The following is a 24,800-nucleotide window of genomic DNA, read 5'->3' on the forward strand; positions in this document are numbered from 1 at the left end:
CAGATCTTTTCTCGATCCGATTTCCTCGGTGCTTTCCAGGTTCCCGCTCTCGCGTTTCCCTTTCCGGCGGTTCCGACTCTATCAGATCCTTTCGGTGTCTGACTCCCAGTCAGCGGGTTTGTCTTCCCGGCCGTTGGGCCGTTCCGACGAGTGAGACTTTAGCGGATTCCGCGCTCCCGAGCTAATCGGGGGCTGCGTTCTTTCGAACGCGGATTCCTCATTTCGCAAATACGCACGCCAAAGCAGTCGGCGCCGAAGCGTCGAAGAGTGGCTGGTACTTGCGGAATGGCTGTCCGGGGACCGACCGGAGTCGGCGCTCACGTCGGACAACCCGGAGAACACTACGTACCGGCGTGGGGCGTGTCAACTCCTGCCCGGGGACCACTCGCAGGGCGTAGCCTGGTCGACATGACCACGCGTACGTGTACCCAGCTTTGGTGGGCCGCCTGACGGCGGCCGTACGCACGTATGCATCCAACGGCCGCCGCCTCGGCGGCCGTTCTTGTTTCCCCTCCAGGACTCCGGGGGCCGGCCGCAGGAGCGGCGGCTTCGAGCAGGAGGTGGAGTGGAGATGACGCGGGTCTTCAGCGGAATCCAGCCGACCGGGCACCTGACGCTGGGCAACTACCTGGGAGCCATGCGGCGCTGGGTGGAGACGGACCAGCACCGGGCCGACGCGGTGTTCTGCGTCGTGGATCTGCACGCGCTGACCGTGGAGCACGATCCGGCGCGGGTGCGCAGGCTCAGTCGGCAGACGGCGACGTTGATGCTGGCGGCCGGGCTCGATCCCGAGGTGTGCACCGTGTTCCTGCAGAGCCATGTCGACGAGCACACGCGGCTGTCGTACCTGCTGGAGTGCGTGGCGACCGACGGTGAGATGCGGCGGATGATCCAGTACAAGGAGAAGGCCGCACGGGAGCGGGAGCGCGGCGGGAGCGTGCGGCTGTCTCTGCTGACGTACCCGGTGCTGATGGCGGCGGACATCCTGGCGTACGGGGCGGACGAGGTGCCGGTCGGGGACGACCAGGTGCAGCATGTCGAGCTGGCGCGGGATGTGGCGGTGCGGTTCAACCAGCGGTACGGGCGCACCTTCGTGGTGCCGGAGGCGGCGCGCCCGGGGGTCGCGGCGCGGGTGATGAATCTGCAGAAGCCGGCGTCGAAGATGGGGAAGTCGGACGACTCGGGTCTGGGGGTCGTCTATCTGCTCGACGAGCCGGACGTGGTGCGGAAGAAGGTCATGCGGGCGGTCACCGACAGCGGGCGGGATGTGGAGTACGACCGGGAGGGGCGGCCGGGGATCGCGAACCTGCTGGAGATTCTCGCTGCGTGCACGGACGGGAACCCTGAGTCACTGGCAGGCGTTTACGACTCGTACGGTGCCTTGAAGAAGGACACCGCGGAGGCCGTGGTGGAGGTTCTCAGGCCCGTGCAGGCCAGGCACAGGGAGCTGTGCGCGGATCCTGCCTTTGTGGAGGGGGTGCTGCGGGATGGTGCGCAGAAGGCGAGGGCGATGGCTCGGCCGACCGTCGATGCGGCGTACCGGGCGATCGGGTTGTTGCCGCCGGCGTTCGAGACGGCGTTGAGCACGACCGGTCGATAGGGCGGTCGACAGGGCGGTCAGGGCCGGGACGAGCGGGGCGGGCGGGTTGCGTCGAGCGCTCGCCCCGGCGCCGGGTCAGTCCTTCTTGCCGGAGGCGAGTTCGCGGCTGCGGTCGCGGGCGGCTTCGAGGGCGGCGATGAGGGCGGCTCGTACGCCGTGGTTCTCCAGTTCACGGATGGCGTTGATGGTGGTGCCGGCCGGGGAGGTGACGTTCTCGCGGAGCTTGACGGGGTGTTCACCGCTGTCGCGGAGCATCACGGCGGCGCCGATGGCGGACTGGACGATGAGGTCGTGGGCCTTGTCGCGGGGCAGGCCCAGCAGGATGCCGGCGTCGGTCATGGCCTCGACCAGATAGAAGAAGTACGCGGGTCCGGAGCCGGACAGGGCGGTGCAGGCGTCCTGCTGACTCTCGGGGACGCGGAGGGTCTTGCCGACGCCGCCGAAGATCTCCTCGGCGTGGGCGAGGTGCTGCTCGGTGGCGTGGCTGCCGGCGGAGATGACCGACATGGCCTCGTCGACGAGAGCCGGGGTGTTCGTCATGACGCGGACGACCGGGGTGCCTGCGGCCAGGCGCTCCTCGAAGAAGGAGGTGGGGATACCGGCGGCGCCGCTGATGACCAGGCGGTCGGCGGGGACGTGCGGGGCCAGCTCGTCCAGGAGGGTGCCCATGTCCTGCGGCTTGACCGTGAGGATGAGGGTGTCGGCGGTCTTGGCGGCCTCGGTGTTGCTGACCGGGGTGACTCCGTAGCGGGTGCGGAGTTCTTCGGCGCGTTCGGGGCGGCGGGCGGTGACCAGGAGGTCGGCGGGGGCCCAGCCGGCCCTGATCATTCCGCTGAGCAGGGCTTCGCCGATCTTGCCGGTGCCGAGGACTGCGACTTTCTGGCTCATGGTGTTCAGTCTGGCACCGGCGAGGAGGGGTGCGGTTCGGTTGTCCGGTGGGCGGACGCGGGCCGGGGAGCGGCCGCTTCGGGCTCACGCCGTCCGGCGTCGCAGGGTCGCCGCTCCCAGCCCCAGCACCAGGACCGCGCAACCCGCCACGATCAGGACGTCCCGCACGAAGGTGGTCGTCATGTCGGTGTGGTGCAGGACCTGGTTCATGCCGTCGACGGCGTACGACATCGGCAGGACGTCGGAGATGGCGGTGAGCGCGGGGTGCATGTCGGACCGGGGAGTGAACAGGCCGCACAGGAGGAGCTGGGGAAAGATCACCGCGGGCATGAACTGGACCGCCTGGAATTCCGAGGCCGCGAAGGCCGAGACGAAGAGGCCGAGGGCCGTGCCGAGCAGGGCGTCGAGGAGGGCTACGAGGAGGAGCAGCCAGGGTGAGCCGGTGACGTCGAGGCCGAGCAGCCACACGGCGAGTCCGGTGGCGAGGGCGGACTGGACGACGGCGAGGGCGCCGAAGGCGAGGGCGTAGCCGGCGATGAGGTCGGCCTTGCCGAGGGGCATGGCGAGGAGGCGTTCGAGGGTGCCGGAGGTGCGTTCGCGCAGGGTGGCGATGGAGGTGACCAGGAACATCGTGATCAGCGGGAAGACGCCGAGCAGGGAGGCGCCGATGTTGTCGAAGGTGCGGGGGCTGGCGTCGAAGACGTAGCGCAGCAGGATCAGCATCAGGCACGGGATGAGGAGCATCAGGGCGATGGTGCGCGGGTCGTGCCGGAGCTGGCGCAGGACCCGGGCGGCGGTGGCGGCGGTGCGTGAGGTGCTGAGCGCGCCGGTGGGGGCGGTGGGGGCGGTCGTACTCATCGGGTCGTCTCCTGGGCGTGGGGCGTGTGCTGGGTGCGGTGTGCGGCTGCGGCTTCGTCGACGAGGTGGAGGAATGCGGCCTCGACGGTGTCGGTGCCGGTGCGGGTGCGCAGGGCGTCGGGGGTGTCGTCGGCGAGGATCTCGCCCTCGCGCATGAGGAGGAGGCGGTGGCAGCGCTCGGCCTCGTCCATGACGTGGGAGGAGATGAGGAGGGTGGCGCCGCGGGTGGCGGCGATGTCGTGGAAGAGGGTCCACAGGTCGCGGCGCAGGACGGGGTCGAGGCCGACGGTGGGTTCGTCCAGGACGAGCAGTTCGGGCGTGCCGAGCAGGGCCACGGCCAGGGAGACCCGCCCTCGCTGGCCGCCGGAGAGGTTTCCGGCGAGGGCGTCGGCATGGCTGGTGAGGTCGACGTCGGCGATGGCGCGGGTGACGTGTTCGTGGCGGCGGTCGGCGGCTGCGCGGCCGGGGTCGAGGACCGCGGCGAAGTACTCGAGGTTCTGGCGGACGGTCAGGTCGTCGTACACGGAGGGGGCCTGGGTGACATAGCCGATGCGGCTGCGCAGGGTGGGGTGGCCGGCCGGGTGACCGAGGACGTTCAGGGTGCCGGTGGCCTTGGCCTGGGTGCCGACGACGGAGCGCATGAGGGTGGATTTGCCGCAGCCGGAGGGGCCGAGCAGGCCGGTGATCTGGCCGCGGGGCACGGTGAAGCGGAGATGGTGCAGGACGGTGCGGGAGCCGCGGACGACAGTGAGGTCGTCGGCCTGGACGGCATAATTCATCATGCGATGAATAATTGGGCCGGAAGGTCCTGGCGTCAAGGGCGGCGGCAGGGAAAGCGCGGGCAGTGCAAGGAAAAGCGGCGGCCGGGGTGGCGGCTGGATGCCGTCTGCGCCCGACCGCCGCTGTCCTGTCCGTGCGGCAGCCCTGGGTCAGGGCTTGGTGGCCACGAGGAGGAGCACGTCGTAGGTCTCCTCGACGATGCCGTCCGGGAAGACCTTCAGCAGGTGGGCGCGCTCCTGTTCGAGGAAGGCGGTCCTGCGGTCGGCGGGCGTGAGGAGGAACGCCGAGTGGCTGCCGATGTTGGCGAGGTGGGTGTCGATCGTGACGCGGCGGCTCCAGCGGACCACCCGGCGGCTGAAGCGGAGGCGGCCGCTCGGGTCGGCCAGTTCCGGGCGGCTGCCGTCCCGCTGCTTGGCGATCATGTCCACGCCGAAGAAGCCGCCGATGCGGGCGGCGGCCTCGGCGACCCACTCGACGTCCAGCGCGTCACCGTTCCACCACAGCGCCAGCGCGCCGCCCGGCCGCAGTACGCGCAGCGCCTCCGGCACCGAACGGGCGGTGTCGGTCCAGTGCCAGGCCTGGGCGTAGGTGACGAAGTCGGCGTGTGCGTCGGCGAGGGGGAGGGCGTTGCCGTTGCCCCGGACGATCGGGAGATGCGGCAGCCCGCGGCGGAACTCGGCGGCCATGCCCTCGCCGGGTTCGACGGCGAGCACGTCGGCACCGCGGTCATGCAGAAGGGCGGTCGCGATCCCGGTACCGGCGCCGACGTCCACGACCCTGGCACCCGACAGAGACCGGCCGGCCAGCTCCTCGACGGCGTCGAAGAGGGCGGGCGGGTAGGAGGGGCGGTTCGCGGCGTACTGCGCGGCAGCGGAGTTGAAGGAGTGGGCGCGGTCCGTGGACGAGGGTGTGGATGCGGGCGGTGGTGTGGTGATCATACCGACAAGAACACCACCGCTTCGGGCACTTGGCCTCCATGACGCAGGAACTCGGCCGGGCCCCGGACCGGCCGGCGCAGGCGTCAGCGGCGGCGCTTCTTCTTCGACGGGCTGCCGGTACGCCGCAAGGTGCGGCGCTGGTACTCCTCGCGGGCCTTCGCGTACTCGTCGCGGTGCAGCTTCTCGCCGGGCGCCTCGATGAGGGAGCGGAAGAAGTAGGCGAGGAGGGAGCCGACGAAGCCGATGGCGAGCAGGCCGCGCAGGGACGCCTGGCGCTGCGGGTCGTGCCGCGTGCCGAAGCCCTCCCAGGTGTTGCGGAAGGCGAGCGCGCTGCAGATCGCGAACATGACGGTGATCAGCACGGTCACGAAGGAGCCGGTGTCGGCGAGCCGGATGCCCTCGTAGGCGAAGCGGAGGACCAGGCAGGAGACGACGGCCGTGGCGAGCGAGCCGACGGCGACGCCGGCGCGGCGGGCCGCGTAGCCGTTGTCGTGGTTCACCCAGGTGGTCCCGAAGAAGCGGAGAGGCTCGGGGCGCGGGCCGCCGCTCGGGGCCGTGCCCTCTGGGGAGCCCGCCGGGGTGCCCGGGGTGCCGGTTTCGTCGCTCACGGAACGATTATGGCGCCGGGCGGGGGGCGGGCCCCCGGTGGGGTCAGGCGCAGCGCGACGCGATGTAGCCGTCGCTGCCGGTCTGGACGTAGGCGTCGGACACGTACTCGCCGTTGTCGATGTTGTCCCAGATGTTCGACGTCCCGTACGGACCGCTCACGTTCGTCCCCGGCGTCTGGCAGAAGACCGGGACCCGGGTCCCCTCGGGCAGGACACGCACGATGCCGTAGCTGGTGCCGGGGCCGTTGCGGACGTTCAGGCGGACGCCGGGAGCGACCGCGTACGTGCGAATGGCTGCCTCGGCCGTCATGGCCTCGCGCTCAGTACCGGTCGCGGCCTCTTCGGCACGGTCAACAGACATGTGAAACCTTTCCCCCTTGGGCCCCATGCCAGCCATGGAGCGCCGCTCGTTCCCCGGAGACGAGCCGCGAAACACGTGTGCGCAACTCGCGCGCGCAGGCTAGCAAGCCGCCTCTGTCCCGCACGAGTCATCGACTAGGCTCCGTGCGTCGCGCGCGCGGTCGAACAGCACGGGGGTGGTCGCATGACGCCACGCAGGAACGCCGGAGCGGGCGCGGAAGCGGAACTTCCCGAGTACGCCGGTCACTACCGCCTGGAGTCCCGCCTGGGATCAGGTGGCATGGGTGTCGTCCACCTGGCCCGCAGCACCTCGGGGATGAAGCTCGCGGTGAAGGTCGTACATGCCGAGTTCGCCAAGGATCCCGAGTTCAGGGGCCGTTTCCGGCAGGAGGTGGCCGCCGCCCGCAAGGTGAGCGGGGCCTTCACCGCGCCCGTCGTCGATGCCGATCCGGATGCCGGACGGCCTTGGATGGCCACGCTGTTCATACCGGGTCCGACCCTTTCCGACGAGGTCAAGCGGAACGGGTCGATGCAGCCGGATCAGTTGCGCCGGCTGATGGCGGGGCTCGCCGAGGCGCTGCGCGACATCCACCGGGTCGGGGTCGTGCACCGGGACCTGAAACCGAGCAACGTGCTGCTCGCCGAGGACGGGCCGAAGGTCATCGACTTCGGCATCTCCCGGCCGAAGGACAGCGAACTGCGCACAGAGACCGGCAAGCTGATCGGCACGCCGCCTTTCATGGCCCCCGAGCAGTTCCGGCGGCCGCGTGAAGTGGGGCCCGCCGCCGACATCTTCGCGCTCGGGTCCGTGATGGTGCACGCGGCGACCGGGCGGGGGCCCTTCGACTCCGACAGCCCATACGTCGTGGCCTACCAGGTCGTGCATGACGAGCCGGACCTCACCGGCGTACCGGAAAGCCTCGCTCCGCTGGTGCGGCGGTGCCTCGCCAAGGAGCCGGAGGACCGGCCGACTCCCGATGAGCTCATGCGGGAACTGCGGTCGGTGGCGGCCTCCTACGACACGCAGGCCTTCATACCGGCACAGCGGTCGGGCGACGGACCGGCTCCGAAGCCACCAGCCGAGCAGCCCGCGCCATCGGGCGGGAGGCGGATCGGAAGGAGGGTGGCCGTGGGCGCCGGGGCGCTCGGGCTCGTCGTGATCGCCGCGCTTGCCTCCGTGCGCCTGACGGGAAGCGACGACCCCGCTCCGGCCGGCCCGGAACCGTCCGCCACGGCCGCCGTGCTCAGATCCTGGAAGGCCAAGCCGGCGCCCGGGAAGGCGGGAATGCCTCAGTGTTCGTACCAGGACAGGACGTTGTGGTGTGCACAGCCCGGCGCGGTCTTCGCCCTCTCCCCTGCTGACGGACGGCCGTTGTGGCGCCACGCGATCGCCGCCAAGCGCATCGGCGAACCGCCGGTCGTCTCCGGTTCTCTTGTGCAGCTGTGCACGAACGGCGGCTCACTGCTGACGGCGTTCGACCTGCGCTCCGGCAACGAAGTGTGGAAGCGGCCTCTCCCCCAGGGCACAACGGTCCGGTATGCCGGTGGCACGACGCTGCTCACCCGTGCCGACGGAACGCTCACGGGTGTGGACGGCCGTTCGGGCCGCACGAAGTGGAACCGGCGGCTCGCCGGCTACGGCACGCCGGCCGTCGACTCGTTCGCCGGGGACCCGCTGGCATACGCGACCGCCACCTCCGAGGAAGGGACGCACACCCGCGTCACCGCGGTGAATCCCGGCACCGGCGCCGTGCGCTGGACGGCCTCGCTGCAAGGGGTGCTGAAACCCGTCGGCAGCCAGGGCCGGTCCCTGATCTTCCTCTCCTTCGACAAGGCTTCCGGGGCGAGCGCCGTGGTCCGCTACACGCCGGCCTCGAAGACGTCCCGCTGGGTGGCGCTGCCGGTCCCGCGCCTGTCCCCTCAGGCCACCACGCACGGTGACACGGTCTACCTGCTGTCGGCGGGCGGCTCACTGGAAGCGGTGGACCTGGCCGCCGGCAAACGGCTGTGGCAGGTCGAGACGTCCGTCAGCCGCGGCTCGGCCCCGGTCGGCGACGGTGAGCACGTCTACTTCACCGCGGCCGACGGACGCCTGCTGGCCGTCGACGCACGCGACGGACGTCTCAGGGGACAGACCCCGCCGCGACTCGGCGCCCACGCGGACAAGGTCAACGCCGATCTGCCGGCACCTCTGATCGCCGGCGGCCACGTCTACGCCGCCGCCCCCGACGGAACCGTCTTCGCCGTGGCCGCGCGCGATCCGTCCGGCTGGTGACGTGCGAAGGGGCCGCCCCCGGCGGAGGCGGCCCCTTCGCTGCTGTGCCGGATCAGCCCAGCTTGGTCACGTCGCGCACGGCGCCCTTGTCCGCGCTCGTCGCCATCGCAGCGTAGGCACGGAGGGCGGCGGAGACCTTGCGTTCGCGGTTCTTGGGGGCGTAGACGCCGTTCAGGGCCTGCTCGCGGCGGGCCAGTTCCGCCTCGTCCACCAGCAGCTCGATCGTGCGGTTCGGGATGTCGATGCGGATGCGGTCGCCGTCCCGGACCAGGGCGATGGTACCGCCTGAGGCCGCCTCCGGGGAGGCGTGGCCGATGGAGAGGCCGGAGGTGCCGCCGGAGAAGCGGCCGTCGGTGATCAGCGCGCAGCTCTTGCCGAGGCCGCGGCCCTTCAGGTACGAGGTCGGGTAGAGCATCTCCTGCATGCCGGGGCCGCCCTTGGGGCCCTCGTAGCGGATGACGACGACGTCGCCGTCCTTGACCTCCTGGGTGAGGATCCGCTGGACGGCCTCCTCCTGCGACTCGCAGACGACCGCGGGGCCCTCGAAGGTCCAGATCGACTCGTCGACGCCGGCCGTCTTGACCACACAGCCGTCGACCGCCAGGTTGCCCTTCAGGACGGCCAGGCCGCCGTCCTTGGAGTAGGCGTGCTCGACGCTGCGGATGCAGCCGCCCTCCGCGTCCTCGTCCAGCGCCTCCCAGCGCTCGGACTGCGAGAAGGCCTCGGCGGAGCGGACGCAGCCGGGGGCGGCGTGCCACAGCTCGACCGCCTCGGGGGACGGGGAGCCGCCGCGGACGTCCCAGGTCTTCAGCCAGTCGTCCAGGGACGGGCTGTGGACGGCGTGGACGTCCTCGTTGAGCAGGCCCGCGCGGTGCAGTTCGCCGAGGAGGGCGGGGATGCCGCCGGCGCGGTGCACGTCCTCCATGTAGTACGTGCGGTTCTTCGCCACGTTCGGGGCGACCTTCGCCAGGCACGGGACGCGGCGCGAGACGGCGTCGATCTGCTCCAGTCCGAAGGGGACGCCCGCCTCCTGGGCGGCGGCCAGCAGGTGCAGGATCGTGTTGGTGGAGCCGCCCATCGCGATGTCCAGGGCCATGGCGTTCTCGAAGGCCTGGAAGGTGGCGATGTTGAGCGGGAGGACCGACTCGTCGTCCTGCTCGTAGTAGCGGCGGGTGAGGTCCATGACCGTGCGGGCCGCGTCGACGTAGAGCTGCTTGCGCGCGGTGTGAGTGGCGAGGACGGAGCCGTTGCCGGGCAGGGACAGGCCGATCGCCTCGGTCAGGCAGTTCATGGAGTTGGCCGTGAACATGCCGGAACAGCTGCCGCAGGTCGGACAGGCGTTCTCCTCGATACGGAGGATGTCCTCGTCGGAGATCTTGTCGTTGACGGCGTCGGAGATCGCGTCGACCAGGTCGAGCGTGCGGACCGTACCGTCGACCAGGGTGGCGCGGCCGGCCTCCATGGGGCCGCCGGAGACGAACACCGTGGGGATGTTGAGGCGCAGGGCCGCCAGCAGCATGCCGGGGGTGATCTTGTCGCAGTTGGAGATGCAGACCAGGGCGTCGGCGCAGTGCGCCTCGACCATGTACTCCACCGAGTCCGCGATCAGGTCGCGGGAGGGCAGGGAGTACAGCATGCCGCCGTGGCCCATCGCGATGCCGTCGTCCACGGCGATCGTGTTGAACTCGCGCGGGATGCCGCCCGCCTCCTTGATCGCCTCGCTGACGATCCGGCCGACCGGCTGCAGATGGGTGTGGCCCGGCACGAATTCGGTGAAGGAGTTCGCGACCGCGATGATCGGCTTCCGGCCGATGTCCGCACCGGGTACACCGGAGGCGCGCATCAGGGCGCGGGCGCCCGCCATGTTGCGGCCGTGGGTGACTGTGCGGGACCTCAGCTCGGGCATCGTCGCTCGCTCCTTCGAAGACCTACTGCCAGAGAGTTCTGACTGTCTCCGAGCGTACGCCGGTGCTCCAAACGCTGGACACGGTTGTCCGGAATGCGGGACACGTGTCCCACGGATCGCCGGGTACGGGCAGCGGTGCCGGACCCTCGGGATGCACGCTCAGGGTTGCGTCAGATGCCCCTGAACGACGGGGGCGACCCGGGCGATGATCTGCTCCAGGTCCGCGGACGCCAGCGGCTCCAGCTTGATCACGTAGCGCATCATCGCCGTGCCCACCAGCTGCGCGGCCGCCAGCTCGGCCCGCAGCTCCGGGTCCGGCAGGTCCACCTGGGCGGAGATACGGCGCAGCAGCTGGGCGGCGACGAGGCGGCGGAAGACGGCGGCGGCGGTCTCGTTGTTCACGGCGGACCGGAGGATCGCGAGGAGCGGCGTACGGGTCGTCGGGTTGTCCCAGACGCCGAAGACGAAACGGGTCAGCCGCTCCCCCACCCCCTCCAGGGGACCGTCGGCCACCGCGTCCGGCGCGTTCAGCGCGGGTGCGAAGGCGACCTCGATGGCCGCCTCGAACACCTGCTCCTTGGTGCCGAAGTAGTGGTGGACGAGCGCCGAGTCGACCCCGGCGGCCTTGGCGATCCCGCGTACGGACGTCTTCTCGTAACCGCGCTCGGAGAACTCCTCGCGGGCCGCGGCGAGGATGCGGTCACGGGTGTCGGCGGACTCGGCGCGCGGAGGGCGGCCCCTTCTGCGGACCACCGGCTCACCGGTGGCAGGCGTCCCGCTCATGGCCGGAGTCCCGTTCATCGGCGGGGCATCCTTGCCGCCGACGCCAGGTGCTTGCGGGTGAAGGCCAGGGCCTCGGCGAGGTCGACCTCGCGCTCGGCGCTGGACATCGCCCGCCGGGTGTTGACCTCGATGACGACATGGCCGTCGAAACCGGACAGCGTCAGTCGCTCCAGCAGTTCGGCGCAGGGCTGGGTACCGCGGCCGGGCACCAGGTGCTCGTCCTTGGCCGAGCCCCGGCCGTCGGCGAGGTGCACGTGCCCCAGGCGGTCGCCCATGCGGTCGATCATGTCCAGGGCGTTCGTGCGGGCCGTCGCCGTGTGGCTGAGGTCGATCGTGAAGTGCCGGTAGTCGTGGTTGGTGACGTCCCAGTCGGGGGCGTAGGCGAGCATCTCGCGGTCGCGGTAGCGCCACGGGTACATGTTCTCGACGGCGAAGCGCACGTCCGTCTCGTTCGCCATCCGCCAGATCCCGTCGACGAAGTCGCGCGCGTACTGGCGCTGCCAGCGGAAGGGCGGGTGGACGACGACGGTCGAGGCACCCAGCTTCTCGGCGGCCGCCCGGGCCCGCTGCAGCTTGACCCAGGGGTCCGTCGACCAGACCCGCTGGGTGATCAGCAGGCAGGGGGCGTGGACGGCCAGGATCGGGATGCCGTGGTAGTCCGACAGGCGGCGCAGCGCCTCGATGTCCTGGCTGACGGGGTCGGTCCACACCATGACCTCGACGCCGTCGTACCCGAGGCGCGCGGCGATCTCGAAGGCGGTCGCCGTGGACTCCGGGTATACGGAGGCCGTCGACAGGGCGACGGAGACGTCCCTTGGTTCAGCCACGTCCGTCACCTTACGGGGTTCGGCCGTGCGGGTGCGGGGTGCCTGTTCGCCGTTGTGAGCTTTGCCATTCGGGCGGATGCGGCAGCGTCGTTGCTCACGCATGTGCCCTCGGGGCACTAATCGGACCCCATGTGATCGAGGCGCCGCAGGATCACGCCCTCGCGCAGGGCCCACGGACAGATCTCCAGGCTCTCCACACCGAACAGGTCCATCGCGCCCTCGGCGACCAGGGCGCCCGCCAGCAGCTGGCCTGCCCTGCCCTCCGAGACGCCCGGGAGCTCCCCGCGCTGCTCCTCCGTCATGCCCGCCAGCCGCGGGACCCAGGCCTCCAGGGACTCGCGCTTGAGTTCGCGCTGGACGTAGAGGCCCTCGGCGCTGCGGGCGGCGCCGGCGATGCGGGCGAGCTGCTTGAAGGTCTTCGACGTGGCGACGACGTGGTCGGGGGCACCGAAGCGGCTGAATTCGCCGACCGTGCGGGCGATCTCCGTACGGACGTGGCGGCGCAGGGCGCGTACGGCGTCGGGGGCGGGCGGGTCGCCGGGCAGCCAGCCCGCGGTGAGCCGGCCGGCGCCGAGCGGCAGGGAGACGGCGGTGTCCGGCTCCTCGTCCATGCCGTAGGCGATCTCCAGGGAGCCGCCGCCGATGTCCAGGACCAGGAGTTTTCCGGCGGACCAGCCGAACCAGCGGCGGACCGCGAGGAAGGTCAGGCGCGCCTCCTCCTCGCCGCTGAGGACCTGGAGTCGTACGCCGGTCTCGTCGGCCACACGCGCGAGGACGTCGTCGGCGTTGCTCGCCTCCCGGACGGCGGAGGTCGCGAACGGCACAAGGTCCTCGACACCCTTGTCCTCGGCGGCCTGCAGCGCGTCCTGCACGACGTCTATCAGCTTGTGGATGCCGTCGTCGCCGATGGCACCGCTGTCGTCGAGGAGCTGGGCGAGCCGAAGTTCGGCCTTGTGCGAATGCGCGGGCAGCGGGCGCGCGCCGGGGTGGGCGTCCACCACCAGCAGATGCACCGTGTTCGAACCCACGTCCAGGACACCGAGTCTCATGTACGGAACGCTACTGCCAGATTGTCCGTCCACGGTCCCCGGTGCGGGCCTCGGCCACTTACTCTGGACGCGTGCCAAAGACGAAAAAGGCGAAGAACCACAAATCCTCCAAGGGAGTGAAGGAACCTTCGCAGGCGAAGGCGTCCGTGTCCCAGAAGTCCCCGCCTCCGAAGGCCCCCAAGGTGAGCGACGAGAAGGGGCTCGACTTCGCGCGCGCCTGGGTGGAGTTTCCTGATCCTGCGGACGACGAGCAGGTCTTCCGCTGTGATCTGACATGGCTGACCTCTCGCTGGAACTGCATCTTCGGCAGCGGCTGCCAGGGCATCCAGGCGGGCCGCGCGGACGACGGGTGCTGCTCGCTGGGCGCGCACTTCTCGGACGAGGACGACGAGAAGCGGGTCGCCGAGCATGTGGCACGGCTCACGCCGGAGATCTGGCAGCACCACGCCGAGGGGACCCGGAACGGCTGGGTCTCCGAGGACGACGAGGGTTCCCGCCAGACCCGCCCGTTCCAGGGCTCGTGCATCTTCCAGAACCGCCCGGGGTTCGCGGGCGGCGCGGGCTGCTCCCTGCACATCCTGGCGCTGCGGGAGGGCCGGGAGCCGCTGGAGACCAAGCCGGACGTGTGCTGGCAGCTGCCGATCCGGCGGACGTACGACTGGATCGACCGCCCCGACGACACCCGGGTCCTCCAGGTCTCCATCGGCGAGTACGACCGCCGGGGCTGGGGTCCGGGCGGCCACGATCTGCACTGGTGGTGCACCTCGGCGACCTCGGCGCACGGCGCGGGCGAGCCGGTGTACGTCTCCTACCGGGCCGAACTGACGGAACTGATGGGCAAGGCCGGCTACGACCGCCTGGTCGAGCTCTGCGAGCAGCGACTGGCGTCGCAACTCCCCCTGGTCGCCCCGCACCCGGCCGACCCGACCCCGTAGCCCCGCCTCCTTCCCTCCCCCCGTCCCGACCGACCGGAAGAACATCAAGGAGCCAACCGCCGCGCACAGGACGAACCCGTCCCCCTCACTGACGGACACCAACGCTGACCTGCGGCGTTCACCCCGGGCCCGGACCCTCCGCGACTGAGTCGCCGACCCTCGGCGCCCGGCCCTGATCGCCGGCCCGCTCGCCCGCGGGCCCATCCCACCTCTACCCCCCGGACGGACTCGACGGCTCGCCACCCTGCTGGGACGGGGTCGGGGGCGGGGAGTCGGAGGGTGGCGGTGGGTCTGTGGGAGTGGGGGTCGGGTTCGGTGCGGGTGGGGACTGGGTGGGCGGGGGACTGGCGGGGGGTGTGCTGGGCGGGGTCGGGGTGGGGGTGGTGGGGACGGAGGACGGCGGCCGGGGTGTGGGGCGGCGGGTCGGTGCCGTGCCGTAGCCGTCGATGGAGACCACGGCGCCGGCCGGGGAGATCGCCAGCTGTGCGTGCCAGTGGCCGGAGGGCTCGCGCAGATGGTCGACGTACACCTTGATCGTCAACGTCTCGCCGGGCTGGAGGGTTCCCGAGGACCGGCTGAGGTAGAGCCAGTCCGCCGAGGTGGACGCCGACCAGGCGACCGGCCCGGAACCCGACGCGCTGAGGGTGATCAGCGTGGTGTCTCCGTCGCCGTCGGCGCTGACGTCGAGCTGTCCGGAGCTCGCGCCGCCCGTGCCGTTGACGCTGACGACCTCCACGGAGACGTCCGCCGCGCCGTCCTCGCCGAGCCGGGAGCCGGGCTTCACGCTGGCGTTCCCGGCGTTCTCGTAGCCGCCGGCCGTGTCACTGCCGAGGGCGTCGGGGCCCTGCGCCTCGCGCGCGGTGGCCGAGGGGCCCTCCCCCTCCGCCGTCGGGGCGCCCCGGTAGGCGGCCCACAGGGCCAGGACGGGAGCGGCCACCACCGTGGCGACGACCGTCGTCGTCACCGCACGCGCGCGTAGCCGGTCGCGACGGGCCGCACGGTCCTTGGGGTCCATCGGGAAGCCGCGCCGGTCGAAGCGGGGTACGGCCGCGCCCCGCGCGCGTGGGCTGTGGGCGAGAGCCATGTGGAGGACCGCGCGCGGGGCCTCCAGCACGGGCAGCTCGGCCGGGGTGACCGTGGCGCCGGGCCAGCGGCCGGGGACGGCGCGCTCGGCGGTGCGGCGGCAGCGCGGGCAGTCGTCGACGTGGCGGACCAGCTCGCGGCGCAGCGCCGTGCTCAGGACCAGGCCGCTGTCCCCGGTGAGGTGGGCCACGCTCGGACAGCCGCCGGTCTCGACGACGGCGAGGGCCGCGCGGGTGCGCTCGACCTCGCAGGCGGCCGTGGCGAGCAGTTCGCGCGCGGCGGCCACTTCCCTGCCGAGGACGGCGGCGACCTCGTGCGCGGCCAGGTGGTGGCGGACGGCCAGTTCCAGGGCCTCGCGCTGCTCGGGGGTCGTACCGGCCGCCTCCGGCCAGGCCAGCAGGGCCAGTTCGCGGCGCCGCTGCTCCTGGACCTCCGGTGCGACCGGCGGGTCTGGCACCTGGGGCCCGGCCGGCTTCCCTGCCCCGGAGCGGCCGGCCGCGTGGGTGGCCTGACGTTTCTGCTTGGCCTCGGCCAGCTTGCGCAGGCACGCCCAGCGGGCCAGCGCGTACAGCCAGGCCCTGCGGTCGGCGGCGGCCTGCGGGACGCGGTGGCCGCGCCGCTCGGCCAGGGCGAGGGCGTCGCCCAGGGCGGCGGTGGCCGCGTCGTGGTCGCACAGCACCGACAGACAGTAGGTGAACAGTCCGTCCAGGTACGGTTCGTAGCGCGCCGCCGGTCGCTGGGCGAGGGTGCGCGCGGCGGTGTGATCACGCGCCTCGCGCTGCACGCGGTGCGCTCCGGTGCTGCGGGTGATGGTCTCCGGACTGCTGCTCGTCACCCGTGCGACCGTAGGCGGCGGTGGAGTGCCCCTTCTCGAAGCTTGAGCACTTTTAACCCGCACGGGTGAAACGATCCCTCATAAGGGGACAGGAACCCTTTGTTCCGTGGCGCGATCCCGACGGGTGATGGCCGGTACCGGTTCACCCACATGCAGCCAGGGGCGCCGTTGTCAGTGCCGCGGGCTACGGTTTCCGCATGGCTGCCCGTACCAAGACCACCAAGGACCGCCCGTCCTACCGCTGCACCGAGTGCGGCTGGCAGACGGCCAAGTGGCTCGGCCGCTGCCCCGAATGCCAGGCCTGGGGCACGGTCGAGGAGTACGGCGCGCCCGCGGTGCGTACGACGGCACCGGGCCGGGTCACCACCTCCGCGCTGCCCATCGGCCAGGTCGACGGCCGGCAGGCCACGGCCCGCCCGACCGGCGTGCCCGAGCTGGACCGGGTGCTCGGCGGCGGCCTGGTGCCCGGCGCGGTCGTGCTGCTCGCGGGCGAACCCGGCGTCGGCAAGTCCACACTGCTGCTGGACGTGGCCGCCAAGTCCGCGAGCGCGGAGCACCGCACCCTGTATGTCACCGGTGAGGAGTCGGCGAGCCAGGTGCGGCTGCGCGCCGACCGCATCGGCGCCCTCCACGACGAGCTGTATCTGGCCGCCGAGACCGATCTGTCCGCCGTGCTCGGCCACTTGGACGCGGTGAAGCCGTCCCTGCTGATCCTCGACTCGGTGCAGACGGTCGCCTCCCCGCAGATCGAGGGCGCGCCCGGCGGCATGGCTCAGGTGAGGGAGGTGGCGGGTGCGCTCATCCGCGCGTCGAAGGAACGGGGCATGTCCACCCTCCTTGTGGGCCACGTCACGAAGGACGGCGCGATCGCCGGTCCCCGTCTCCTGGAGCACCTGGTGGATGTCGTCCTGCACTTCGAGGGGGACCGGCACGCGCGTCTGCGCCTGGTCCGCGGCGTGAAGAACCGCTACGGCGCCACCGACGAGGTCGGCTGCTTCGAGCTGCACGACGAGGGCATCACGGGCCTCGCCGACCCCAGCGGCCTGTTCCTGACCCGCCGGGACGAGCCGGTCCCCGGCACGTGCCTGACCGTCACCCTGGAGGGCCGCCGCCCGCTGGTGGCCGAGGTGCAGGCCCTGACGGTCGACTCCCAGATCCCCTCCCCGCGCCGGACGACCTCCGGCCTGGAGACCTCGCGTGTGTCGATGATGCTGGCCGTCCTGGAGCAGCGCGGCCGGATCAGCGCGCTCGGCAAGCGGGACATCTACTCCGCGACGGTGGGCGGTGTGAAGCTGTCGGAACCGGCCGCCGACCTCGCGATCGCGCTCGCGCTCGCCTCCGCCGCCAGCGACACCCCGCTGCCGAAGAACCTGGTGGCCATCGGGGAGGTCGGCCTCGCGGGCGAGGTGAGACGGGTCACGGGCGTGCAGCGCAGGCTCGCCGAGGCGCACCGGCTGGGCTTCACACACGCGCTCGTACCGACCGATCCGGGCAAGGTCCCGCCCGGCATGAAGGTCATGGAAGTCGCCGACATGGGGGACGCACTGCGGGTGCTGCCGCGCTCCCGTCGCCGAGAGGCCCCCCGGGAGGCGGAGGAGCGCCGGTAGACTTTGCCCAGGTCTCGCCCGTCCGTACGAACCGCGTGCGGGTAAGGGAGCGCGTCAGAACTGCGACCGGAGGAGTGCAGTGGCAGCCAACGACCGGGCAGCAGCTCCCGGAAAGTCCGGTGGGAGTGCCGGTTCCGATGGCCTGATGCGCGCCTCGCTGAGCGCCGTGGCTCCCGGTACGGCCCTGCGCGACGGCCTTGAGCGCGTGCTGCGCGGCAACACCGGCGGGCTGATCGTCCTCGGCTCCGACAAGACGGTCGAGGCGATGTGCACGGGCGGCTTCGTCCTGGACGTGGAGTTCACCGCGACCCGGCTGCGGGAGCTGTGCAAGCTGGACGGCGGCATCGTGCTGTCCTCGGACCTGTCGAAGATCCTTCGGGCCGGTGTGCAGCTGGTGCCGGACCCGACCATCCCCACGGAGGAGACGGGCACCCGGCATCGCACGGCGGACCGGGTGAGCAAGCAGGTCGGCTTCCCCGTGGTCTCCGTCTCCCAGTCGATGCGCCTGATCGCCCTCTACGTCGACGGTCAGCGGCGCGTCCTGGAGGACTCGGCGGCGATCCTGTCCCGCGCGAACCAGGCGCTGGCCACGCTGGAGCGGTACAAGCTGCGGCTGGACGAGGTGGCGGGCACGCTGTCGGCGCTGGAGATCGAGGACCTGGTGACGGTGCGGGACGTGTCCGCCGTCGCGCAACGCCTGGAGATGGTGCGGCGCATCGCCACCGAAATCGCCGAGTACGTGGTCGAACTGGGCACGGACGGCCGTCTGCTCGCGCTCCAGCTGGAGGAGCTGATCGCCGGCGTCGAGCCCGACCGTGAGCTGGTCGTCCGGGACTACGTCCCCGAGCCGACGGCGAAGCGGTCCCGTACGGTCGAGGAGGCGCTGTCCGAGCTGGACGCGCTGACCCACGCGGAGCTGCTCGAACTGGGCACGGTGGCACGTGCGCTGGGCTACACCGGGTCTCCCGAGACACTCGACTCGGCGGTGTCCCCGCGGGGCTTCCGACTGCTGGCCAAGGTTCCGCGCCTGCCGGGCGCGATCATCGACCGGCTGGTGGAGCACTTCGGAGGCCTGCAGAAGCTTCTCGCCGCCAGCGTGGATGATCTGCAGACGGTGGACGGGGTGGGCGAGGCCCGGGCGCGGAGCGTGCGGGAAGGTTTGTCGCGTTTGGCGGAGTCGTCCATCTTGGAGCGGTACGTCTGAGTTTGGGCCGGGCGCCCCATGACTCGGGGGCGTGTGTCCGTCTGGCGGCCAACCGCGCCGCCCTGCCCCTCAGTCGGCCGACAGCACGAAGGACGCCCGCACCTTCCCGAACCCCGGTGCCTTCGCCTCCAGCAAGTACGTCCCCGCACCGGCCGATCCCCCGGAGACCTTCCCGCACTGCGGAGCACTCGGCTTGCGGTCCCACTTCACGGTGTACGTGATGCTCCGCCCCGCCGGTACCCGGAACACCAGGCTCCCCGCGTCCTTGGGGCAGTCGGCCGACGACCAGAACGCGTCGTTCCCAGCCGCCGGTGTGATCGTCAACACCGTGCTCTTCGGCCCGAGATCGATCTTGCAGTCGGCGGACGAGCCGTTCTTCGCGGTGAGTTCGAAGGTCGGTGTCTGGTCGGGCGAGTAGGAGTTGTGCAGGCTCCGCAGGCTCAACGCCACCGCACCGGACGTGCAGTTGGGCAGCGAGGAGGACGCCGGGAGCGCGTCGCCCGCAACGACGTTGCCGCCGCCGGACGCCGAGCCGGAGCCACCGGCCGAGCCGTCGCCGGACCCGGAGGAGCCGGTGGAACCGCCGTCCGAGCCGCTGCCGCCGGAACCTGAACCGCTCCCGCTGGAGCCGCCGCCCGATTCGTCGCGCCCGCCCGGGCGTTGGCTGATCGCAGGCCCGGACGAGGACGGTCCCGGGGTGATCGTGGGTGCGGGATTCTTGTCGTTGGATCCGCCGGCGCTCTTCTTGCCGCTCCCGCCGCCGGCGGTGACGATCCATGCGATCAGCAGCGCCAACACCGCGAACACCGACAGCAGTACGACCCTCCTTCGCCAGTAGATGGAGGAGGGAAGCGGCCCGACCGGATTGCGCAGAGATCCCACGGCGCAAACTGTACGAGAGATCCCCGTGCTTGCTTGCGCCACCCGCCGCACGGGCGCCAACTTTTCCCGATCATCATCCCGGCAACTGCCCTCGGCCGCGCACCCCTTCACGCATCACAACGCTGTGTGACCGCGCCGTCACCCGTCAGGCGGGCCGAACCGTGGGAGGATCGGAAAGCCATGACTGAGAAGCTCCACACCCCTGTGATCGCCTGGTTCGACGCCCATGCCCGCGACCTCCCCTGGCGCCGCCCGGAGGCGGGCCCGTGGGGTGTGATGGTCAGCGAGTTCATGCTCCAGCAGACCCCGGTAAGCCGCGTACTGCCCGTCTACGAGGAGTGGCTGGCCCGCTGGCCGCGCCCCGCCGACCTGGCGAAGGAGGCGCCGGGCGAGGCGGTGCGCGCCTGGGGCCGGCTCGGCTATCCGCGCCGGGCCCTGCGGCTGCACGGCGCGGCGGTCGCCATAACGGAACGGCACGGCGGGGACGTACCGACGGACCATGCGCAGCTGCTGGCGCTGCCCGGCATCGGCGAGTACACGGCCGCCGCGGTGGCCTCCTTCGCGTACGGACAGCGGCATCCGGTGCTGGACACGAATGTGCGCCGGGTCCTCGCGCGCGCGGTGACGGGAGTGCAGTACCCCCCGAACGCGACGACGGCCGCCGAGCGCAGGCTCGCCCGTGAGCTGCTGCCGCAGGACGAGAAGACCGCCGCGCGCTGGGCGGCGGCCTCGATGGAGCTGGGCGCGCTGGTGTGCACGGCGAAGAACGAGGGATGCGGGCGGTGCCCGATCGCCGCGCAGTGCGCCTGGCGGCTGGCCGGCAAGCCGGAGCACGCGGGCCCGCCGCGCCGCGGGCAGACGTACGCCGGTACGGACCGGCAGGTGCGCGGCAAGCTGCTGGCGGTACTGCGGGAGGCGCACGCGCCGGTGCCGCAGGCGGTGCTGGACCGGGTGTGGCACGAGCCGGTGCAGCGCGCCCGCGCGCTCGACGGGCTCGTCGCGGACGGTCTGGTGGAGCCGCTGCCGGGCGGTCTGTATCGGCTGCCGCTGAGCTGACGGACAGCCAAGTCACAGACTCCGCAGCTCTGTTACGGGCCCATCAGCCCGACAAAGGCCAGCATAAACGGACATAACATCCAGCCTCCCTACCCCATTCTCACGGCCGTTACACAACCGACGGATAGCCGATTGCTAGCCGCAGGCTGGTTCGGACATCGCCGTGACAACCACTCCGTAGCTTCTTTTCCGTGCCCGGGAGACCACCGGGCACAAGGACGCAGGACTTCGGGCGACAAGCCGGAGTGAACGGGGAACGGAGGCGGTTGATCATGGCGCAGGGCGAGGTGCTCGAGTTCGAGGAGTACGTCCGCACCCGGCAGGACGCGCTGCTGCGCAGCGCTCGCCGACTGGTGCCGGACCCCGTCGACGCCCAGGACCTGCTGCAGACGGCGCTGGTGCGGACGTACGGCCGCTGGGAGGGCATCGCGGACAAGCGGCTCGCCGATGCCTATCTGCGCCGCGTCATGATCAACACCCGTACGGAGTGGTGGCGGGCGCGCAAGCTGGAGGAGGTCCCGACCGAGCAGCTGCCGGACGCGTCCGTGGACGACTCCACCGAGCAGCACGCCGACCGTGCCCTGCTGATGGACATCATGAAAGTGCTCGCACCGAAGCAGCGCAGTGTCGTGGTGCTGCGACACTGGGAGCAGATGTCCACGGAGGAGACCGCCGCGGCCCTCGGCATGTCGGCCGGTACGGTCAAGAGCACGCTGCACCGGGCGCTCGCCCGGCTCCGCGAGGAGCTGGAGGCCCGCGATCTGGACGCACGCGCGCTGGAGCGTGAGGAGCGGGAGCGTTGCGCGGCCTGACCGGGGCCGGGTCCGTCGGGACCCGAGGAATCACGCAGGCGGTGATCGCGGCGGGAGCCGCGCTCGCCGCCATCGCCCTTTTCGTCGCCGCGAGCGGCACGGGGGGCACCGGTACCCGGGACGAGGGCCCGGCACACGCGTCGGCGGCCGTGGGAGCCGTCGACGCCCCCAAGTCCAGCCCGAGCCCGACCAGCCGCTACCGGCGAGTGGACGCGGTCTCCCTGCTCAAGAAGGACCCGGCGGTCTCCACGGCGGTGAAGCGGGAGCTGAAGCCGTGCAGCGGCGACGACTACCCTGTCGAGGCCACCTACGGCGATCTGACCGGCGGGTCCGTCAACGACGTCCTGGTCAACGTGTGGGTCTGCGGTGACGAGGTGGGCATCGGCACGTACGTGTACCGGGACGTCAGGGGGACGTACGAGAATGTGTTCAAGGCGGAGGACTCGCCGGTCTTCTCGGAGATCGACGGCCACGAGCTGACCGTGACCAAGCAGGTGTACGACACGGACGACCCGGCGGCCAACCCGTCCAGGGAAACCGTGATCACGTACCACTGGAAAGCGGGCCGGTTCGCCGAGCGGGCCCGGCACGAGAACCGCTACAGCAGAACCGGCGGGGACGCGGCGCCCGCGCAGGACAACTGACCCCCACACCACGAGGACTGAGAGCACCGGGATGGCAGACCAGACCCACGTCCTGTTCGTCGAGGACGACGACGTCATCCGCGAGGCCACCCAGCTCGCTCTGGAGCGGGACGGCTTCGCGGTCACCGCCATGCCCGACGGACTGTCGGGCCTGGAGGCGTTCCGGGCGAACCGTCCCGACATCGCCCTGCTGGACGTCATGGTCCCCGGTCTGGACGGCGTCAGCCTGTGCCGTCGTATCCGGGACGAGTCGACCGTGCCGGTGATCATGCTGTCGGCCCGCGCCGACTCCATCGATGTCGTCCTCGGCCTGGAGGCGGGCGCCGACGACTATGTGACCAAGCCGTTCGACGGCGCGGTGCTGGTCGCGCGGATCCGGGCCGTGCTGCGCCGCTTCGGGCACGCGAGCGGCAGCGGCCAGGCCGAGTCCGGCGCCGACGCGGTGACCGGCGGGGTGCTCACCTTCGGGGACCTGGAGATCGACACCGAGGGCATGGAGGTACTGCGGGCCGGGCAGCCGGTCGCGCTCACCCCGACCGAGATGCGGCTGCTGCTGGAGTTCTCCTCCGCACCGGGCACCGTGCTCTCCCGCGACAAGCTGCTGGAGCGGGTCTGGGACTACGGCTGGGGCGGCGACACCCGGGTCGTCGACGTGCATGTGCAGCGGCTGCGCCAGAAGATCGGCCAGGACCGGATCGAGACCGTCCGCGGCTTCGGCTACAAGCTGAAGGCCTGAGCGGGGCGGCGATGCGGGGGATCCTTCGGCACCCGGTCCGGCGCGTGGAGCGCGCGGGCCTGCACACCGGACTCAGATGGAAGCTCAGCGCGGCGATCGCGCTGGTGGCCGGGCTGGTGGCGATCGCGCTGAGCCTGGTCGTGCACAACGCGGCCCGGGTCTCGATGCTCGACAACGCACGTGACCTGGCCAACCAGCGCCTCCAGTTCGCGCAGATCAACTACGACCAGAACCGGCGGACGAACTTCCCGAACGTCAAGATCGACGACCGCGAGCTGCCGGCCGCGCTGCGCGAGAAGGTCACGGAGGGCCGCAAGGCCAGCGACGTCATCGACCGGGGCGGGGTGCCGGACATCTGGGCGGCCGTGCCCGCCAAGGACGGGCATGTGCTGTCCCTGCACAGCCATATGCCCGACCGTTCCACCGACGTGATGAAGGACCTGGACCAGGCGCTGGTCATCGGGTCCGTCGCGGTCGTGTTCGGGGGCAGCGCGCTCGGCGTGCTGATCGGCGGGCAGCTGTCCGGGCGGCTGCGCAAGGCGGCGGCCGCCGCGAACCAGGTCGCCAAGGGCGAGACCGACGTCCGGGTACGGGAGGCCATCGGCGGGGTCGTACGGGACGAGACCGACGATCTCGCGCGGGCGGTGGACGCCATGGCGGACGCGCTGCGACAGCGGCTGGAGGCCGAGCGGCGGGTCACCGCCGACATCGCGCACGAACTGCGCACCCCGGTGACCGGCCTGCTGACGGCCGCCGAACTGCTGCCGCCGGGCCGGCCGACGGAGCTGGTCCTGGACCGGGCGAAGGCGATGCGCACGCTCGTCGAGGACGTGCTGGAGGTGGCCCGGCTCGACGGCGCCTCGGAGCGGGCCGAGCTGCAGGACATCATGCTCGGCGAGTTCGTCGCCCGGCGGGTGGCGGCCAAGGACCCGGACATCGCCGTACGGGTGGTGCACGAGTCACAGGTCACCACCGATCCGCGGCGGCTGGAGCGGGTGCTGTTCAACCTGCTCGCCAACGCTGCCCGGCACGGCAGGCCGCCGATCGAGGTGACCGTCGAGGGCCGGGTCATCCGGGTCCGCGACCACGGTCCCGGCTTCCCCGAGGAGCTGCTCGCCGAGGGCCCGAGCCGCTTCCGCACCGGCAGCAAGGACCGTGCCGGTACGGGCCACGGGCTGGGCCTGACGATCGCGGCGGGCCAGGCCCGGGTGCTCGGCGCCCGCCTGACGTTCCGCAACGTACGCCCCGTCGGGGCCGCCGCCGACATCCCGGCGGAGGGCGCGGTGGCGGTGCTGTGGCTGCCGGAACACGCCCCGACGAGCACGGGCAGCTATCCGATGCTGCCGTTGTCGGGGGGAGCGGGCTGAGCCTGCTCGGACCGGGCCGGGGCAGCGCCCCGCAAGGCGCGAACTGCGCGCGCGACCACGACGGTGCCGCAGCCGCGCGACAGCGGAGAGCGGAGAGCGGATCCGTCGGCGCACTCAGCGAAGCAGTGAGTCGGTGAGGAGTTCCGCCGCGGCCCGGTCGAGCGGGGCGTGCCCCAGCAGGAACCGGTACCAGAAGAACCCGTAGAACTGGTCGACCAGCAGGTCGAGGTCCCTGTCGGCAGGCAACTCGCCCCGCTCCCGCCCCCGTTCGAGCACCGCCCGCACCGCGGCCCGCCGCGACTGGGTGAACACCCGCATCAGCTCGGCCAGATGCACGTCCCGCGCCGCCTCCCGGACCAGTGTGCGCAGGGCCGGCGCCGACGGCGGCCGCTGCGACGCCTCGAACGTGGCGACCGCCAGCTCGCGCAGATCCGCCCGGAGGCTTCCCGTGTCCGGCGCGGGCACCTCCTGGGCGGCGCGGTCGGTGAGCGCCTCCAGCAGGACGGCGCCCTTCGAGGGCCACCAGCGATAGAGGGTCTGTTTTCCGACGCCGGCCGCGCGCGCGATGGTCTCCACGCTCACCGGTGCGCCGTCGGCATCGGCCAGCAGCTCCAGCGCGGCGTCGAGGATCGCCCGGCGTGCCGCCTCGTTACGGCGCCGGCCGGTGTGCGGGCGGGGTTCCTTGCTGTCGTGCACGGGCCCATCCTCTCCCGAAACCGCTTGACGAGACTATGGGTCTCGGTAACTATTTAACGAGACCGACGTTC

23 protein-coding genes are annotated in these 24,800 nt (G+C 71.6%); 10 read left to right on the plus strand and 13 right to left on the minus strand.

Annotated elements, in window-relative coordinates:
- The first annotated feature begins 571 nt into the window (after positions 1–571).
- Positions 572–1,600, plus strand: a complete 1,029-nt coding sequence (trpS, locus tag ACIGXP_RS28675; protein ID WP_399773095.1) for a tryptophan--tRNA ligase — start codon at positions 572–574, stop codon at positions 1,598–1,600.
- Between the two features lie 75 nt (positions 1,601–1,675).
- On the opposite strand, the gene proC is transcribed toward trpS, so the two are convergent.
- The 6 genes from proC to ACIGXP_RS28705 form a co-directional block, all read right to left on the minus strand.
- Positions 1,676–2,488 carry a pyrroline-5-carboxylate reductase gene (proC, locus tag ACIGXP_RS28680; protein WP_363216652.1) on the minus strand — a complete coding sequence of 271 codons (813 nt, stop codon included), beginning with the start codon at positions 2,486–2,488 and terminating at the stop codon, positions 1,676–1,678.
- A gap of 84 nt (positions 2,489–2,572) precedes the next feature.
- Positions 2,573–3,346, minus strand: a complete 774-nt coding sequence (locus ACIGXP_RS28685) for an ABC transporter permease (protein ID WP_363216651.1) — start codon at positions 3,344–3,346, stop codon at positions 2,573–2,575.
- A complete protein-coding gene (locus ACIGXP_RS28690) occupies positions 3,343–4,128 on the minus strand; it encodes an ABC transporter ATP-binding protein (RefSeq protein ID WP_399773099.1) in 786 nt (261 codons plus the stop codon). Before ACIGXP_RS28690 ends, ACIGXP_RS28685 begins: the two co-directional genes overlap by 4 nt.
- A 147-nt stretch (positions 4,129–4,275) precedes the next feature.
- A complete protein-coding gene (locus ACIGXP_RS28695) occupies positions 4,276–5,064 on the minus strand; it encodes a class I SAM-dependent methyltransferase (protein ID WP_399773102.1) in 789 nt (262 codons plus the stop codon).
- Between the two features lie 83 nt (positions 5,065–5,147).
- Positions 5,148–5,672, minus strand: coding sequence for an EamA/RhaT family transporter (locus ACIGXP_RS28700; RefSeq protein WP_399773105.1), 525 nt, complete (start codon positions 5,670–5,672; stop codon positions 5,148–5,150).
- A 43-nt stretch (positions 5,673–5,715) separates the two neighbouring features.
- On the minus strand, positions 5,716–6,033 hold the full coding sequence (locus tag ACIGXP_RS28705) for an SH3 domain-containing protein (RefSeq protein WP_363216647.1): 318 nt from the start codon (positions 6,031–6,033) through the stop codon (positions 5,716–5,718).
- A 183-nt stretch (positions 6,034–6,216) separates the two neighbouring features.
- On the opposite strand from ACIGXP_RS28705, the gene ACIGXP_RS28710 reads away from it, so the two are divergent.
- Positions 6,217–8,307, plus strand: coding sequence for a serine/threonine-protein kinase (locus tag ACIGXP_RS28710; RefSeq protein ID WP_399773108.1), 2,091 nt, complete (start codon positions 6,217–6,219; stop codon positions 8,305–8,307).
- A gap of 52 nt (positions 8,308–8,359) precedes the next feature.
- Here the strand turns inward: ACIGXP_RS28710 and ilvD are convergent, their stop codons facing one another.
- The 4 genes from ilvD to ACIGXP_RS28730 all read right to left on the minus strand — a co-directional run bounded on the left by ilvD (position 8,360) and on the right by ACIGXP_RS28730 (position 12,872).
- On the minus strand, positions 8,360–10,213 hold the full coding sequence (gene ilvD, locus ACIGXP_RS28715; protein WP_399773110.1) for a dihydroxy-acid dehydratase: 1,854 nt from the start codon (positions 10,211–10,213) through the stop codon (positions 8,360–8,362).
- A 159-nt stretch (positions 10,214–10,372) separates the two neighbouring features.
- Positions 10,373–10,996 (minus strand): TetR family transcriptional regulator, encoded by a 624-nt coding sequence (locus ACIGXP_RS28720; RefSeq protein WP_363216644.1) that lies wholly within the window; start codon positions 10,994–10,996, stop codon positions 10,373–10,375.
- Positions 10,997–11,010: 14 nt separating this feature from the next.
- On the minus strand, positions 11,011–11,823 hold the full coding sequence (locus ACIGXP_RS28725; RefSeq protein ID WP_363216643.1) for a sugar phosphate isomerase/epimerase: 813 nt from the start codon (positions 11,821–11,823) through the stop codon (positions 11,011–11,013).
- Between the two features lie 116 nt (positions 11,824–11,939).
- Complete coding sequence (locus tag ACIGXP_RS28730) at positions 11,940–12,872, minus strand: Ppx/GppA family phosphatase (RefSeq protein ID WP_399773114.1); 933 nt, start codon at positions 12,870–12,872, stop codon at positions 11,940–11,942.
- A 146-nt stretch (positions 12,873–13,018) separates the two neighbouring features.
- On the opposite strand from ACIGXP_RS28730, the gene ACIGXP_RS28735 reads away from it, so the two are divergent.
- Complete coding sequence (locus tag ACIGXP_RS28735; RefSeq protein WP_399773526.1) at positions 13,019–13,807, plus strand: hypothetical protein; 789 nt, start codon at positions 13,019–13,021, stop codon at positions 13,805–13,807.
- 211 nt (positions 13,808–14,018) lie between these two features.
- Here the strand turns inward: ACIGXP_RS28735 and ACIGXP_RS28740 are convergent, their stop codons facing one another.
- Positions 14,019–15,725 (minus strand): hypothetical protein, encoded by a 1,707-nt coding sequence (locus ACIGXP_RS28740; RefSeq protein WP_399773116.1) that lies wholly within the window; start codon positions 15,723–15,725, stop codon positions 14,019–14,021.
- A gap of 197 nt (positions 15,726–15,922) precedes the next feature.
- On the opposite strand from ACIGXP_RS28740, the gene radA reads away from it, so the two are divergent.
- Both radA and disA read left to right on the plus strand, forming a co-directional pair.
- Positions 15,923–17,332 (plus strand): DNA repair protein RadA, encoded by a 1,410-nt coding sequence (gene radA, locus ACIGXP_RS28745; protein ID WP_399773119.1) that lies wholly within the window; start codon positions 15,923–15,925, stop codon positions 17,330–17,332.
- 79 nt (positions 17,333–17,411) lie between these two features.
- Complete coding sequence (disA, locus tag ACIGXP_RS28750) at positions 17,412–18,536, plus strand: DNA integrity scanning diadenylate cyclase DisA (RefSeq protein WP_067052714.1); 1,125 nt, start codon at positions 17,412–17,414, stop codon at positions 18,534–18,536.
- A gap of 69 nt (positions 18,537–18,605) precedes the next feature.
- On the opposite strand, the gene ACIGXP_RS28755 is transcribed toward disA, so the two are convergent.
- Entirely contained in the window at positions 18,606–19,418 is an 813-nt protein-coding gene (locus tag ACIGXP_RS28755; RefSeq protein WP_399773121.1) for a hypothetical protein, read from the minus strand.
- Positions 19,419–19,598: 180 nt separating this feature from the next.
- Here ACIGXP_RS28755 and ACIGXP_RS28760 point away from each other — a divergent pair, with 180 nt between their 5' ends.
- The 5 genes from ACIGXP_RS28760 to cseC all read left to right on the plus strand — a co-directional run bounded on the left by ACIGXP_RS28760 (position 19,599) and on the right by cseC (position 24,033).
- Complete coding sequence (locus tag ACIGXP_RS28760; protein ID WP_363216637.1) at positions 19,599–20,474, plus strand: A/G-specific adenine glycosylase; 876 nt, start codon at positions 19,599–19,601, stop codon at positions 20,472–20,474.
- Between the two features lie 272 nt (positions 20,475–20,746).
- Entirely contained in the window at positions 20,747–21,286 is a 540-nt protein-coding gene (locus ACIGXP_RS28765) for a SigE family RNA polymerase sigma factor (RefSeq protein WP_067006350.1), read from the plus strand.
- Positions 21,274–21,930 (plus strand): hypothetical protein, encoded by a 657-nt coding sequence (locus ACIGXP_RS28770; protein ID WP_399773123.1) that lies wholly within the window; start codon positions 21,274–21,276, stop codon positions 21,928–21,930. Before ACIGXP_RS28765 ends, ACIGXP_RS28770 begins: the two co-directional genes overlap by 13 nt.
- A 31-nt stretch (positions 21,931–21,961) precedes the next feature.
- On the plus strand, positions 21,962–22,666 hold the full coding sequence (cseB, locus tag ACIGXP_RS28775; RefSeq protein ID WP_399773126.1) for a two-component system response regulator CseB: 705 nt from the start codon (positions 21,962–21,964) through the stop codon (positions 22,664–22,666).
- Complete coding sequence (gene cseC, locus ACIGXP_RS28780; protein WP_399773529.1) at positions 22,555–24,033, plus strand: two-component system sensor histidine kinase CseC; 1,479 nt, start codon at positions 22,555–22,557, stop codon at positions 24,031–24,033. Before cseB ends, cseC begins: the two co-directional genes overlap by 112 nt.
- A gap of 114 nt (positions 24,034–24,147) precedes the next feature.
- On the opposite strand, the gene ACIGXP_RS28785 is transcribed toward cseC, so the two are convergent.
- Positions 24,148–24,729 (minus strand): TetR/AcrR family transcriptional regulator, encoded by a 582-nt coding sequence (locus tag ACIGXP_RS28785; protein ID WP_363216633.1) that lies wholly within the window; start codon positions 24,727–24,729, stop codon positions 24,148–24,150.
- Between the last annotated feature and the right edge of the window lie 71 nt (positions 24,730–24,800).

Source organism: Streptomyces sp. NPDC053069 (genome assembly GCF_044546895.1).
GTDB lineage: Bacteria > Actinomycetota > Actinomycetes > Streptomycetales > Streptomycetaceae > Streptomyces.

Coding starts and splice junctions, on each gene's coding strand:
- ACIGXP_RS28710 (WP_399773108.1), top strand. CDS start 6,217: ATGACGCCACGCAGGAACGCCGGAGCGGGCGCGGAAGCGGAACTTCCC.
- ACIGXP_RS28690 (WP_399773099.1), bottom strand. CDS start 4,128: ATGATGAATTATGCCGTCCAGGCCGACGACCTCACTGTCGTCCGCGGC.
- cseB (WP_399773126.1), top strand. CDS start 21,962: ATGGCAGACCAGACCCACGTCCTGTTCGTCGAGGACGACGACGTCATC.
- ACIGXP_RS28720 (WP_363216644.1), bottom strand. CDS start 10,996: ATGAGCGGGACGCCTGCCACCGGTGAGCCGGTGGTCCGCAGAAGGGGC.
- ACIGXP_RS28760 (WP_363216637.1), top strand. CDS start 19,599: ATGACTGAGAAGCTCCACACCCCTGTGATCGCCTGGTTCGACGCCCAT.
- ACIGXP_RS28685 (WP_363216651.1), bottom strand. CDS start 3,346: ATGAGTACGACCGCCCCCACCGCCCCCACCGGCGCGCTCAGCACCTCA.
- ACIGXP_RS28705 (WP_363216647.1), bottom strand. CDS start 6,033: ATGTCTGTTGACCGTGCCGAAGAGGCCGCGACCGGTACTGAGCGCGAG.
- radA (WP_399773119.1), top strand. CDS start 15,923: ATGGCTGCCCGTACCAAGACCACCAAGGACCGCCCGTCCTACCGCTGC.
- ACIGXP_RS28730 (WP_399773114.1), bottom strand. CDS start 12,872: ATGAGACTCGGTGTCCTGGACGTGGGTTCGAACACGGTGCATCTGCTG.
- ACIGXP_RS28765 (WP_067006350.1), top strand. CDS start 20,747: ATGGCGCAGGGCGAGGTGCTCGAGTTCGAGGAGTACGTCCGCACCCGG.
- ACIGXP_RS28695 (WP_399773102.1), bottom strand. CDS start 5,064: ATGATCACCACACCACCGCCCGCATCCACACCCTCGTCCACGGACCGC.
- ilvD (WP_399773110.1), bottom strand. CDS start 10,213: ATGCCCGAGCTGAGGTCCCGCACAGTCACCCACGGCCGCAACATGGCG.
- proC (WP_363216652.1), bottom strand. CDS start 2,488: ATGAGCCAGAAAGTCGCAGTCCTCGGCACCGGCAAGATCGGCGAAGCC.
- trpS (WP_399773095.1), top strand. CDS start 572: ATGACGCGGGTCTTCAGCGGAATCCAGCCGACCGGGCACCTGACGCTG.